10 protein-coding genes and 1 pseudogene are annotated in these 12,744 nt (G+C 68.2%); 5 read left to right on the plus strand and 6 right to left on the minus strand.

Annotated features, from left to right (window positions below; genetic code table 11):
* Positions 1-110 precede the first annotated feature (110 nt).
* The gene (locus VF542_RS01565; protein ID WP_408649950.1) at positions 111-821 is read right to left on the minus strand and encodes a hypothetical protein; all 711 of its coding nucleotides are present in this window, start codon (positions 819-821) and stop codon (positions 111-113) included.
* A 134-nt stretch (positions 822-955) separates the two neighbouring features.
* Between VF542_RS01565 and VF542_RS01570 the strand changes: the two genes are divergently transcribed.
* From VF542_RS01570 to purD, 4 genes are all read left to right on the plus strand, one after another.
* Complete coding sequence (locus tag VF542_RS01570; RefSeq protein ID WP_408649951.1) at positions 956-2,242, plus strand: adenylosuccinate synthase; 1,287 nt, start codon at positions 956-958, stop codon at positions 2,240-2,242.
* Between the two features lie 134 nt (positions 2,243-2,376).
* Complete coding sequence (locus tag VF542_RS01575; protein ID WP_408649952.1) at positions 2,377-3,804, plus strand: PQQ-binding-like beta-propeller repeat protein; 1,428 nt, start codon at positions 2,377-2,379, stop codon at positions 3,802-3,804.
* Between the two features lie 126 nt (positions 3,805-3,930).
* Positions 3,931-4,422 (plus strand): hypothetical protein, encoded by a 492-nt coding sequence (locus VF542_RS01580; protein WP_408649953.1) that lies wholly within the window; start codon positions 3,931-3,933, stop codon positions 4,420-4,422.
* 51 nt (positions 4,423-4,473) lie between these two features.
* The gene (gene purD / locus VF542_RS01585) at positions 4,474-5,712 is read left to right on the plus strand and encodes a phosphoribosylamine--glycine ligase (protein WP_408649954.1); all 1,239 of its coding nucleotides are present in this window, start codon (positions 4,474-4,476) and stop codon (positions 5,710-5,712) included.
* A gap of 120 nt (positions 5,713-5,832) precedes the next feature.
* Here purD and rpsI read toward each other — a convergent pair whose 3' ends face one another.
* The 3 genes from rpsI to VF542_RS01600 all read right to left on the minus strand — a co-directional run bounded on the left by rpsI (position 5,833) and on the right by VF542_RS01600 (position 9,088).
* Positions 5,833-6,336 (minus strand): 30S ribosomal protein S9, encoded by a 504-nt coding sequence (rpsI, locus tag VF542_RS01590; protein WP_408649959.1) that lies wholly within the window; start codon positions 6,334-6,336, stop codon positions 5,833-5,835.
* A gap of 80 nt (positions 6,337-6,416) precedes the next feature.
* Positions 6,417-6,989 carry a hypothetical protein gene (locus tag VF542_RS01595; RefSeq protein WP_408649955.1) on the minus strand — a complete coding sequence of 191 codons (573 nt, stop codon included), beginning with the start codon at positions 6,987-6,989 and terminating at the stop codon, positions 6,417-6,419.
* Positions 6,990-7,231: 242 nt separating this feature from the next.
* Positions 7,232-9,088, minus strand: coding sequence for a bifunctional metallophosphatase/5'-nucleotidase (locus tag VF542_RS01600; protein ID WP_408649956.1), 1,857 nt, complete (start codon positions 9,086-9,088; stop codon positions 7,232-7,234).
* A 148-nt stretch (positions 9,089-9,236) separates the two neighbouring features.
* On the opposite strand from VF542_RS01600, the gene purB reads away from it, so the two are divergent.
* On the plus strand, positions 9,237-10,742 hold the full coding sequence (purB, locus tag VF542_RS01605) for an adenylosuccinate lyase (protein ID WP_408649957.1): 1,506 nt from the start codon (positions 9,237-9,239) through the stop codon (positions 10,740-10,742).
* A 92-nt stretch (positions 10,743-10,834) separates the two neighbouring features.
* Here the strand turns inward: purB and VF542_RS01610 are convergent, their stop codons facing one another.
* Both VF542_RS01610 and VF542_RS01615 read right to left on the minus strand, forming a co-directional pair.
* Positions 10,835-12,172, minus strand: a complete 1,338-nt coding sequence (locus VF542_RS01610) for a hypothetical protein (RefSeq protein ID WP_408649958.1) — start codon at positions 12,170-12,172, stop codon at positions 10,835-10,837.
* A gap of 166 nt (positions 12,173-12,338) precedes the next feature.
* A pseudogene (locus VF542_RS01615) lies at positions 12,339-12,744 on the minus strand (hypothetical protein); the annotation flags it as partial.

The following is a 12,744-nucleotide window of genomic DNA, read 5'->3' on the forward strand; positions in this document are numbered from 1 at the left end:
ACCAGCCTGGGATCGACGCTCATGACTCGACTCTATTGCTCGCCGATCTGCTAGCTGATCCGGACAGTCCGGTTGTGGATGGCCGCGCTGGCGATGACGAGCACCCGGACTCAACCGGCGGGTAGTGCCAGTCGCCACAGCTTCGGTTCCGACCAGAAGGTCCGCTTGTCGCGTGGGCGTTCCCGGGCCACCCCGTCCGCCACGATCAGTGCCGGGTCACAGGCCAGCTGCAGCGACCGGCCCCGGCAGGTCCGGCGCCGCAGCCGGCCCAACTGCACGGTGGCCTCCAGCTCCGCCGGGCCGAGCCGGCGCAACCGCAGCCCGCGGGCATTCCCGTCAGCCAGCCGCTGGTCGTCCACCACCGCCCGCAGCCACCACGCCGAGCCGTCCGACGCCTCGGGCAGCTCCTCAGGCCAGGGGGCCAGACTTGCCCCGTCCACGCATACGCCGCCGGAATCGTCCTTCACCACCCCCACCAACCGGGCCGGTGCCTGCCGGGCCACCCTCAGCTGGCCGGCGAGGTCGGCCGGTAATCCCAGCCGGGACAGGTAGGGAACCGATTCGCGCGGCAGCACCGCGGTGTCCAGCGTCTCCAGCAGGCCCCGGCGCAGCAGCCGGTGCAGCACCAGGCTCAGCCCGGCGAGGTCCGCATCGATCACCAGCCGGGGCGCGTCGGTTACCAACCGGCCGGGCCACGCCTCCTCCAGCGCCGCCAGCACCGCGTCCACCCCGGCGGCATCGGTTGCGGTGTGCCGCTGCGTACCGGCCGGCAGGCCTTCGGCAGGCGGTTGCCGGCCGACGCTGAGCTGCACCAGGTGCACGTCCGTTACCCCCTCCGCTGGCGCTCGACAGCGCTCGCGCCGGTTACATTGCACCAGGACGCAGGTACCCACCACATCGCGGCGACCCGGCTGGACCAGAGCCGGGCCGCTCCGGAAAGTCAGGAGTCCGCTACATGCCCGCCATCGTTCTGGTCGGCGCTCAGTGGGGCGACGAAGGCAAGGGCAAGGCCACCGACCTGCTCGGCAGCCGGGTCGACTACGTGGTGAAGTTCAACGGCGGCAACAACGCCGGGCACACCATCGTGATCGATGGCGAGAAGTTCGCGCTGCACCTGCTGCCCTCGGGCATCCTGAGCGAGAACTGCGTCCCGGTGATCGGCAATGGCGTGGTGATCGACCTCGAGGTGCTGTTCAGCGAGATCGACGCGCTGCAGGCCCGCGGCCGCTCGGCCGAGAAGCTGGTGGTCAGCGCCGACGCCCACGTCATCCCGCCGTACAACACCGTGATCGACAAGGTGACCGAGCGGTTCGCCGGCAGCCGCCGGATCGGCACCACCGGCCGCGGCATCGGTCCCACCTACGCCGACAAGATGAACCGGATCGGCATCCGGGTGCAGGACCTGTTCGACGAGGTGACGCTGCGCGAGAAGGTGACCGCCGCCCTGAACCTGAAGAACCAGGTGCTGGCCAAGATCTACAACCGGCGGGCTCTGGAAGTGGACGCGGTGATCGAGTTCCTGCTGTCCTACGCCGACCGGCTGCGCCCGATGGTCACCGACACCGCCCTGCTGCTGCACGAGGCTCTGGAGGCGGACAAGACCGTGCTGCTGGAAGCCGGCCAGGCCACCATGCTCGACGTAGATCACGGCAACTACCCGTTCGTCACCTCCTCCAGCGCCACCGCGGGGGGCGCCTGCACCGGCAGCGGCATCCCGCCGACCCGGATCGCGCGGGTGATCGCGGTCGTCAAGGCCTACGCCACCCGGGTCGGCGAGGGCCCGTTCCCGACCGAGCTGCTGGATTCCAAGGGTGACGAGCTGCGCAACGCCGGTGCCGAGTTCGGGACCACCACCGGACGGCCGCGGCGCACCGGTTGGTACGACGCGCCGATCGCCCGGTACGCCGCCCGGATCAACGGCGTCACCGACTTCGTCCTCACCAAGCTCGACATTCTCACCGGCATGCCCGAGATCCCGGTCTGCGTCGCGTACGAGATCGATGGCGTCCGACATGCCGACATGCCGATGACCCAGGCCGAGTTCAGCCGGGCCGTGCCGGTGTATCAGACCTTTCCCGGTTGGGACTCCGACATCTCCACGGCCCGGACGATGGCTGACCTGCCGCCCGACTGCCAGGCCTACGTCCGGGCTCTGGAGGAGATGTCCGGCGCTCGGATCTCGGTCATCGGGGTGGGCCCGGGCCGTGACCAGTCGATCGTGCTGAACGACCTGCTGGCCTGAGCCGAAGGATGCGCACACACCAGTATCGGGCGCCAACGTAGTGGATCTGCAGCTGTGGAAAGAGAATGCCATCGACGATCGGCCGGTCCGGTCTGAGCATGAGTGGGCTTGAGTCGGCTGGTTACTCTTGGTCGATGGGCAGAATCAGGGTGGCCATGCTGGCGCTGCTGGCTGCGCTGATCGCCGGGTGCACCTCTGATTCGGACGACTCACCGCGAGCCAGCGCGACCGCCACCATCACCACGCCCTCCACGGCTCCGTCGTCCGGCGGCTCTGCCGGCAGCCGACCCCCGACCGCGACCGGCACGCCGCCCACCGCGACTCCGGACTGGCCCACCTACCACGGCGACCTGCAGCGCACCGGGGTCAGCAAGGCCATGCCGCCCGCCTCGGGCCGGCTGAGCGCCACCAAGGTCGATCTGGACGGCCAGGTCTACGCCTCGCCGATCGTGGTCGGCGGCACCGTCATCGTCGCCACCGAGAAGAACGTCGTGTACGGCCTGACCCCGGCCGGCGCCAAGCGATGGTCGGTCCGGCTGGGCAGCCCGACCGACCGGTCCGACCTGCCGTGCGGCAACATCGACCCGCTGGGCATCACCGGCACCCCGGTGTACGACGCGGCCAGCCGGACGGTGTTCGTGGTGGCCTCGATCGGAGCCCGGGTGCGCCACGACCTCGTCGCCCTCGATCCGGCGAACGGGGCGGTCCACTGGCGACGCTCGGTCGACCTGCCCGGCACCGATCCGCAGGCGATGCAGCAGCGCGGCGCGCTGACCCTGCTCGACGGCCGGGTCTGGGTCCCGTTCGGCGGCCTGGCAGGCGACTGCGGCCAGTACAAGGGCCGCATGGTCGGCGTCCCCGTCGGCAACGGCGAGCCGGTCGCCTACACCGTGCCGACCACCCGGGAAGCCGGCATCTGGACGCCGCCGGGAGCCACCGTGCTCAATGGCCACCTGCTGGTCGCGGTCGGCAACGGCGAATCGGTCGGCGGCAGCTACGACTACAGCGACTCGGTGCTGGAACTGGCCGGCACCCGGCTGGTGGACTCGTTCTCGCCCGGTGACTGGGCCGCCCATAACGCCGCCGACCTGGATCTCGGCTCACAGGGCCCGGCGGTGGTCGACAACAAGTGGATCTTCATCGCCGGCAAGTCCGGTGACGGGTATGTGCTGCGGGCCGGCCACCTGGGCGGCATCGGTGGCCAGCACAGCCAGGCCGAGGTCTGCCGGTCCTTCGGCGGCACCGCGGTGGCCGGCAGCACCGTGTACGTGCCGTGCGCTGACGGCCTGCGGGCGATCCGGATCGACGGCCAGGGCCGGATCGCGCGGGGCTGGCACGCCGACGAGTCGATCACCGGCTCACCGGTGCTGGGCGGTGGACGGCTGTACTCGGTGAGCCCGGAAGCCGGCGTGCTCAACGCCCTGGACCCGGCCACCGGCAAGGTCCGTGAGCGAGTTTCGGTAGGAAGCACAAGCAGATTCGCCACTCCGGCGATCAGCGGGGCGCGGCTGTTCGTCCCCACGCTGACCGGCGTCACGATCGTCGACACCGCCGCACGCTGATTCGAGATCACTGCTCTTCGTGTGAGCAGCGTGAACGCTTCGAGCTGCTGAGTTGCCGGGTTTCGCGTGATACGCAACGGTGGGGTCGGAAAACCCCCTCCCCGTCCTCAACAGAGTGGTTGACGCATGAAGAATCGTATTGTCGTATTCCTGCTCGGGCTGTTCGCCTCGGTGACCACGCTGGTCGCGGTCAGCGCGCCGGCGCACGCCGTCACCAAGCTCACCCAGTCCCAGGCCGCCTCGCAACTGTCGTCCGCGGGCATCACCTGGAGTTCCAGCGGCGGCTGCACCGACCGCTACAACTCCACCTGCACCTCCTTCGAGCAGATCAACCAGAGCACCGTGTCGGGCGTGATCACCCTGCACCGTTCCAGCGGCTGCTCGATCAACATCACCGGCGGCACCGAGACCGGCCACGCCAGCGGCACCTACAGCCACTGGAACGGCTACAAGGTCGACATCACCCACCGCACCTGCATCGACGGCTACATCCACAACGCCTTCACCCGGATCGGCAACAGGGGTGACGGCTACCCGCAGTGGCAGGCCGCCTCGGGCAACATCTACTGCGACGAGGGCAGCCACTGGGACATCACGTACTACACCTGCGGCTGCTGAGGCCGAACGTCCACCCAGAACCCGCGTACCCGCACTCGATAGCCTGCGGGTATGCGGGTTCTCGTCGTTGGCTCCGGTGCTCGTGAGCACGCCCTCTGCCTTGCCCTGGCGGCCGATCCCGCGGTCACCGCGCTGATCTGCGCACCGGGCAACGCCGGCACCGCCACCATTGCAGAGCACCGCCCGCTGGACGTCACCGACCCGAAGGCGGTCGCCGCGCTGGCTTCCGGCGTTCGCGCCGACCTGGTGGTGATCGGCCCGGAGGCGCCGCTGGTGGCCGGCGCCGCCGATGCCGTGCGGGCCACCGGCATCGCCTGCTTCGGGCCGTCCCGGCAGGCAGCCCAGCTGGAGGGCAGCAAGGCCTTCGCCAAGGACGTGATGGCCGCGGCCGGGGTGCCGACCGCCCGGGCCAGGGTGTGCGACACCGCCGCCGAGGTGGACGCCGCGCTGGCCGAGTTCGGGCCGCCGTACGTGGTCAAGGACGACGGCCTGGCCGCCGGCAAGGGCGTGGTGGTGACCGCCGATCGACAGCAGGCCGCTGAGCATGCCGCGACCTGCGGGCGGGTGCTGGTGGAGGAGTACCTCGACGGCCCGGAGGTCTCGCTGTTCTGCCTCACCGACGGGCAGAGCGTGCTGCCGCTGTTGCCGGCCCAGGACTTCAAGCGGATCGGCGACGGCGATACCGGTCCCAACACCGGCGGGATGGGCGCCTACGCCCCGCTGGACTGGTTGCCCGCCGACACGGTGGAGCAGGTGATGCGCCAGGTCGCCCAGCCGACGGTGGACGAGTTGCGCCGGCGTGGGACGCCCTTCACCGGATTGCTCTACGTGGGCCTGGCGATGACGGCCGCGGGGCCCCGGGTGATCGAGTTCAACGCCCGGTTCGGCGACCCGGAGACCCAGGTGGTGCTGGCACTGCTGGAATCACCGCTGGCCGGGCTGCTGCACGCGGCGGCCACCGGGAAGCTGGCCGGCTACCCGCCGCCCCGCTGGCGTGCCGGGGCGGCCGTCACGGTGGTGATCGCCGCCGCGAACTATCCCGGCCGGCCGAGGCTGGACGATCCGATCACCGGTGGCGACCAGCCCGGGGTGATCCACGCCGGCACCCGGCGCGACGGGGACGGGGTACTGCGCTCGGCCGGTGGCCGGGTGCTGTCGGCCACCGCCGTCGGCGCTGACCTGGCCGAGGCACGCGAGGCCGCCTACCGGCTGGTGGCCGGCATCGAGCTGGCCGGCAGCCAGCACCGCACCGACATCGCGGGTGCCGCACCGCCACCTTGCCAAGATTAGAGATAGCGCTAACCATGACCTCGAGCCGAGCCGCTGACCGTAGCTCTTGCTTAGCGCACAACGCTAGCAAGCGCACTGCGTTTGACCTAGCCTGAGTGTTGTGGCTCAAGGCCGGTGCTCTTACCGCTTTGAATACTGAGGAGCTTTTCGTGCCTTTTTTAAGCCATACTTCTTTCGCTCCTTTACGCGAGCGTCGCGAGTCAAAAACCCAGCTTTCTTCAACATAGTTCTGTCTTGTGGCTCCAACATGACCAGACCTCGAGTGATGGCAAGTCGCATTGCCCCAGCTTGGCCCGTGATTCCGCCGCCTTTGAGAGTTGCAATGACGTCATAGCGATCTACCATACCTGCGAGTTCGAGTGGTTCCCGAATAAGTTGCTGATGGCCTTTATTTGGGAAGTAGTTCTCCATACTCCGACCGTTGAGGGTGAATTGACCAGTACCCGGAACGAGTCGCACGCGTACCACTGCCTCCTTGCGACGTCCAACGATCGGTACGTCAATCTTGCCAGTGGGGTTTCGTCTGCCCGGCGAGGGAAGGGTGGGCTCAGGCCCAGGTGGAGGGTCAGGCGCAGGGTCAGGATCGGGGTCGGGCTTCCTCTTGGGCCACCATCGCGCCGACACTTCATCAGGCAGCGGGCTGCCGCCTCTATCGGGGGCCACCTAGACTCCTTGCCATGTACCGGGTAGCACCCGTCCAAGTCTTAGACTGCCACCCAAACCAGGCTCGCCCAAGCCAGAAGCTGAAGGCCGCCCAAAATGATGGCACTGAAGTATAGCTTCCGTATCACACCTAATCGTTCGTTGTTCGCGGCCTGCCATTTATCGAAGTTTAGTGACAGTTCCCGTAGCATCTCGGCCTTGGTGGGAGAAGGAACTTCACGCTCAATCCACGTAGTGACTATGATCTTCGGCTCGACGCGTTTGTACAGGGGGGTACTCCACGGGTTCAACAGCACGGCTACCAAGATAATCACCGCTAGAGCGAGCACCGTTGCAATTGACGCGAGACTGTAGAACCCTAGGTGCCGCGTGGCATCCTTAATGCCCGCCCCGGCAAGAAAAGCGGTCGCCGAGCCGACGAACGCCAAATATTGGACAGCACGGGTTCGTACATTGTTCAATTCTGCGGATTGATCGTCAAGTGTCCGTTTGGCCTCGTCGTACACGATCTCGTATAGATCGACATTATCTTTGATTTGGGAGCGGGTTGGTTCCACCCAGCGGTGCGCCGCAGGCGCGTCACTATCAGGGCGGTTGACGGGTGAGTCGCTCATGCCACCTCCGGATCGTCTGTTGCGGAGTCTATCTACAAAGCTGACAAGTTTTCTATGAACGCCAGATCGCGTGTCACTTACTGCGAGCCCAACTCGCGTAATCGCGCACGCACGCTGCGTGAGCGATCCACCGTACGAGCAAGCTCTACTCGGGTACGAGAACTCGATACGGCACCGGCCCAGCCTCCGGGCCTGGTGCTTTGTAGAAGCCCTCAGTTAGGTGGCCAGCAGTGGTGAGAAAGCTAGTTGCCGGTGATGGTGATCGGCTGGCCGTTCGACACCAGCTTCCAGTCCAGCGAGGCGAACACCGCCGGGTCGATGACCTTGGTCGCGGTCACCCAGTCGATGATCAGCTGCCGGATCTCCACCTGGGCGTTGTAGACGACCGGAGCGGTCTTCACGCCGGGGAAGCCGCCGCCACCGGACTGCCGGTAGTTGTTGATCGCGATCACGAACTGCTGGCCGTCGGTGACCGGCGCGCCGCCGTAGGCGAGGTTCTTGATCCGGGACCCGACGGCCTGGGCGATGTCGATGTCATAGGTCAGCGGGGCGTCCAGCCCACCCATGATGTCGTAGTTGTAGTCCGGGGTGCCGTTCGGAGCGGTCGGGGTGACGGCGTTGGTCAGCTGGTCCGGGGTGAACGGGCCGGTGCCGCTGATCCGCTTGAAGTAGGCCGCCGAGTACTCGAGGTAGGCCTTGACCTGGGCGCCGGTGAACACGATGCCCAGCAGGGTGTTGTCGAAGATGTAGAGCCCAGCGACGTCGCGCACGGTCACGTTGCCGGCCGGGATCGCAGCCGCCGCGTTGAACGGAGCGGCGATCGACAGGATCGGCAGCGAGGCCGACGGTGAGCCGGCCAATGCCTTCTTCACCGCATCGGCCTGGACGTAGTTGATGAAGTCCATCGCGGCGGTGTCCCGGTAGCGGGAGGTCGCCGCCGACATGGCGGCGGTCGAGGTGCCGATCACGCTGTTGACGTAGCTGCGCACCTTCTCGTGCTGCTTGATGACCAGGGACACGACCTTCTCGTCCGCGCTGACGGTGTTGGCGTTGAGCACCGTCGCGCTGGCGGTGCCCACCTGCCAGCGACCCCGCTCCTTGACCAGGTCCAGGTCCATCACGGTCAGCCGCTCGCCCCACTTCAGCGGCTCCGACAGCAGTACCTGCTTGCCGGTGGCGGTGTTGGTCACGAACCGCTGCGGGATCTCCAGGTGGGCGTGCCCGACCAGGATCGCGTCGATGCCCGGCACCTGCTGGGCCAGCAGCGTCGAGGCGTTCTCCGGCCAGGGCAGCGCGTCACCGTAGCTGGAGGAGGTGTCGGCCCCGGAGTGGCAGGACACGATGACGATGTCGGCGCCGGCCGCCTTGACCTTCGGGATCACGACCTTGGCCTGCTCGACGATGCCGTTGAACCTGATCTTGCCGTCGAGGTTCGCCTTGTCCCAGATGGCGCAGCCGGGCGTCACCAGGCCGACGATGCCGACCTTGACGTACTCACCGTTGCCGTCGTCGTGGCGGTGGCCGGCGCTGTGGCCCTGGTGGTTGCCGACCCGGACCTTCCGGATCACGTACTCGGGAAAGGCCGGCTTGCCGGTGTTCCAGTCCAGCGCGTTGGCGCACAGCAGCGGGTGGTGCAGCTGGGACTGGAACTTGCGCAGCGTCTCCACGCCGTAGTTGAACTCGTGATTGCCGATGGCGGCGGCATCGAAGCCGATCGCGTTCATCGCCGCGGCCATCGGATGGATCGGGGCCTTGGCACCGGTGATCGGGTCGATCCGGGCGTAGTAGTACGCCAGCGGGGTGCCCTGGATGGTGTCACCGGCGTCCAGGGTCAGCGTCGCGCACCGGCCCCGCTCGGCGCGCATCGCGCTCACCAGCGTGGAGATCTTGGCCAGGCCGACGTCGTTGTGCTGGAAGTCGTCGTACTCGGCGTCCTTGAAGTAGTCCCAGTTCAGGACGTTGCCATGGGTGTCGGTGGTGCCGAGCACCGTCAGCCGGAAGCTGCCGTTCTTGCTGGCAGCCTGCGCGGGGGCCGCGCTGAAGAAGGCTGCGCCGACCGTGCCCACGGCAGCCGAGGCGAGCAGTTGACGTCGGCTCATCGTTAACTTGTCCACCGGGAGGTTCCGTCCTGTCGAGTAGCAGGTGTGTGACTAACAGTGCACACCGCAGCCTAGGCGATTGCTACGACGTTCTGCCTGGCGTCCCTCCCGGCCTTGGCAGCGCAGGCCCGGGCGGGCGTGCGGAAGAATGGCCGGGGTGACCGCCAAGCCCGCCATTCCGAACGTCCTGGCCCACCGCTATGCCTCACCCGCGATGGCGTCCCTGTTCAGCCCCGAACACAAGGTGGTGCTCGAACGCCAACTCTGGCTCGCGGTACTCACGGCCCAGCAGGACCTCGGAATCAGCACTCCGGATGGCGCGGTCGCGGCCTACCGGAAGGTGGTCGAGGCGGGCACCGACGCGGTCGACCTGGACTCGATCGCCGACCGGGAGCGGGTGACCAGGCACGACGTCAAGGCCCGGATCGAGGAGTTCAACGCGCTGGCCAGCGCTGCCGGCGCTGCCAGCGCAGCGGACGGAGCCGCCGCCACCGACCAGGCCCGCGAGCTGATCCACCGCGGCATGACCAGCCGCGACCTGACCGAGAACGTCGAGCAGCTGCAGGTCCGCTCGGCACTGCGGCTGGTCCGGACCAAGGTGCTGGCGGTGCTGGTCCGGCTGGCCCGGCGGGCCGCGGAGTACGAGTCGCTGCCGCTCGCCGGCCGCTCGCACAACGTCGCCGCCCAGACCACCACCCTCGGCAAGCGATTCGCCACCGTGGCCGACGAGCTGCTGGTGGCCCTGGCCCGGCTGGACGAGCTGCTCGCCCGGTACCCGTTGCGGGGCATCAAGGGCCCGGTCGGCACCGCCCAGGACATGCTCGACCTCCTCGACGGGGACGCCGCAAAGCTGGCCGAGCTGGAACGCCGGGTGGCCGAGCACCTGGGGTTCGAGAAGGTGCTGACCAGTGTGGGCCAGGTCTATCCCCGGTCGCTGGACTTCGACGTGCTCTCCGCGCTCGTCCAGCTGGCCGCCGCCCCGGCCAGCTTCGCCACCACGCTGCGGCTGATGGCCGGTCACGAGCTGGTCACCGAGGGATTCCGGCCCGGCCAGGTCGGTTCGTCGGCGATGCCGCACAAGATGAACACCCGCTCGGCCGAGCGGATCAACGGCTTCGCGGTGATCCTGCGCGGTTACGCCTCGATGGCCGGCGAGCTGGCCGGCGGCCAGTGGAACGAGGGCGACGTCAGCTGCTCGGTGGTCCGCCGGGTGGCGCTGCCCGATGCCTTCTTCGCCCTGGACGGCTTGCTGGAGACCACCCTCACGGTGCTGGACGACTTCGGGGCGTTCCCGGCGGTGATCGCGCGGGAGCTGGACCGCTACCTGCCGTTCCTGGCCACCACCAAGGTGCTGATGGCCGCCGTCCGGGCCGGCGTCGGCCGCGAGCAGGCGCACGAGGCGATCAAGGAGCACGCCGTCCGGGTGGCGCTGGACATGCGCGAGCAGGGCGCCGCCGAGAACGACCTGCTGGCCCGGCTGGCCGCCGATGACCGGCTGGGGCTGGACTCCGGCACCCTGGACGGCCTGCTGTCCGACCCGGTGGCCTTCACCGGCGCCGCCCAGGCCCAGGTACGGGCGGTGGTCGCCGCGGTGGACCGGGTGCTGGAGACGGAGCCCGCCGCCGCCGGCTACGTCCCTGAGCCGATCCTCTGACCGGGGCTTGTCCGGGCCGGCAGCGTTAGGAGTCCGGCAGCGTTAGGAGTCCGGCAGCGCTAGGAGTCCGGCAGCGCTAGAGTCTGGCAGCGCTAGGAGTACTGCCCGGGATAGGGAATCAGGCGTGCACTGCCCTTGAACAACGTGGTGGTGGCGCCGGTGACGAGGTTGAACGAGATCACCGTGCCGGAATCGGGGGCTCCGCAGACCGAGCGCTGCCGGACGGTGATGGCGTCGTTGTCCAAGCCGAACACCGGTGCCGGTGTCACCACGCCGGCAGGCAACCTCAGCCTGCTGATGACACCGTTGCGCACAACATCGAGCTCGCCCGGTCCGCAGCCTGATCCTTCCCTCAGGACCACGCCGCGGCTGTACTTCCAGGCGTAGACGAAGCCGAAGGGATGTGCCTCCGCGCTCCCGCCCGCCAGCTTGCTCGGCCTGCCACCGGCCACCGGCTGGAGGAAGAGTTCCGTGGGATAGCTGTACCGCTGGCCCCGTACTGCGTCGTTGGTGCAACTCACCAGTGCCGTAGCCGAGTCCCACCACGTAAGTGGCATGCAGGACTTCTGCGCCGGCAGGGCGGGCAGGGACCGGATCAGGTGACCGTCGTTTCCGAGCAGCGCTATTCCGTTCGCCCCACCGACCAGCAGCTCGGCGCCGTCAGCGCTGTAGACACTCCTCCGGTTGGTTGCCACCTGCCCCAGTCCGGGCAGCGTGCCGGGATAGGTCAGCTGGTGGCTGCCATCGGTGCCGAGCCTCTGCAACGACGACGTTCTGCCGTCGAAGCGAGACACCAGAATGGCTCGGCCTTGAGGCCTGGTGTAGCTGATGAACGAGGTACGGCCGGCGTGGAAGGTATGCAGCACCCGAGCGGTTGCCAACTCCAGTTCGGTGTAGACGGCATCCGCGTTGTTCTCCCACCGGACGAGCATCGCCCGCTTGCCGTCCGGTGACCATGCGGCGATGCCATCCTCGGCGTCGGGCAGGTGATCAGTGATGAGGTAGCGGCCGCCGATCGGGTTGACCAGGTACAAGGCGCTGGCGGCAGCGGGGTTTGCGCCGTACGCCCGTGCCAGATACCAGCCGTGCCCGACCTGGCTCCACGGAACCTGTGCCCGGCCTTGCTGCGCGCCGTTCTTCAGTAGCACGGGCACCGGGACCACCGCCGACGGTCGTCGTGCCGGCGCAGTGGCGCTGGGCGTCGACGTGCTGGGTGCCGACGTGCTGGGCACTGACGTGCTGACCTGGCCCCCTGGGAGGTTCGGCTTCGGAGCGCTGCCGTTGCTCGACGTCGTGATCGCGGTGACTCCGACGGCCACCGCGGCGCCGGCGGCAATCACGGCCACGGTCAGGACGGGGGCCAGCCGGCGGGCGTGTCGCGTACCAGCGGCCTGGCGGTCCGCCTCCAACGTGTGCAGTTCAGGTGTCACGGTTGTATCCATTCCTGGCCGGTACAACCCGACCACCCCCATTGCGGACTATGTACCCACTGGACACCGGAGAGCTGGCTCACGTTGCGTCTGATCCGGCGGAGACAACATCGTTATTCAGGTGTGACAGGAATACGCCGGGGACCTGCTTGGTAGCCGGACCTGCCTAGTCGCGGGGTGGGGTGCTGCCGAAGCCGTAGGCGTCCAGGACCGATCCGCCGTTCAGCCCGGGCCCGAGCAGCCGGGTCAGCTGGTTGGTTGCCGGGTTGAAGCTGACGAGCGCGGGACTCTGCCCGCAGAGCACCTGGATCATGAAGGTCACTGTGGTGGCGGTCTCCCCGACCGGGTGCATCCCGTAGCCATTGAGGCCGGTTGGTATCGCGCGCACCACCATGTGGCCGGTGCTGTCCAGCTCGCCCAGCACCCTGCCTCCGCAGTAACCTCCCCCGTCGAGGAGCAGCACCCCGGAGTCCAGTCGCCACGCCAGCCTGAACGCCAGCCTGAACGGCTGGTCAGGCGCTGCGGCAGTGACGGGCGGCGCCAGCGGGGTGGCGCTGCCAGCCGTGAGGATC

The organism is Jatrophihabitans sp. (assembly GCF_036389215.1).
GTDB lineage: Bacteria > Actinomycetota > Actinomycetes > Mycobacteriales > Jatrophihabitantaceae > Jatrophihabitans_A.

Bases quoted from the DNA above. Each gene is read 5' to 3' on its own strand.
- VF542_RS01595 (WP_408649955.1), bottom strand. From the start codon at position 6,989: ATGAGCGACTCACCCGTCAACCGCCCTGATAGTGACGCGCCTGCGGCG.
- purB (WP_408649957.1), top strand. From the start codon at position 9,237: ATGGCCGGGGTGACCGCCAAGCCCGCCATTCCGAACGTCCTGGCCCAC.
- VF542_RS01580 (WP_408649953.1), top strand. From the start codon at position 3,931: ATGAAGAATCGTATTGTCGTATTCCTGCTCGGGCTGTTCGCCTCGGTG.
- VF542_RS01570 (WP_408649951.1), top strand. From the start codon at position 956: ATGCCCGCCATCGTTCTGGTCGGCGCTCAGTGGGGCGACGAAGGCAAG.
- VF542_RS01600 (WP_408649956.1), bottom strand. From the start codon at position 9,088: ATGAGCCGACGTCAACTGCTCGCCTCGGCTGCCGTGGGCACGGTCGGC.
- purD (WP_408649954.1), top strand. From the start codon at position 4,474: ATGCGGGTTCTCGTCGTTGGCTCCGGTGCTCGTGAGCACGCCCTCTGC.
- VF542_RS01575 (WP_408649952.1), top strand. From the start codon at position 2,377: ATGGGCAGAATCAGGGTGGCCATGCTGGCGCTGCTGGCTGCGCTGATC.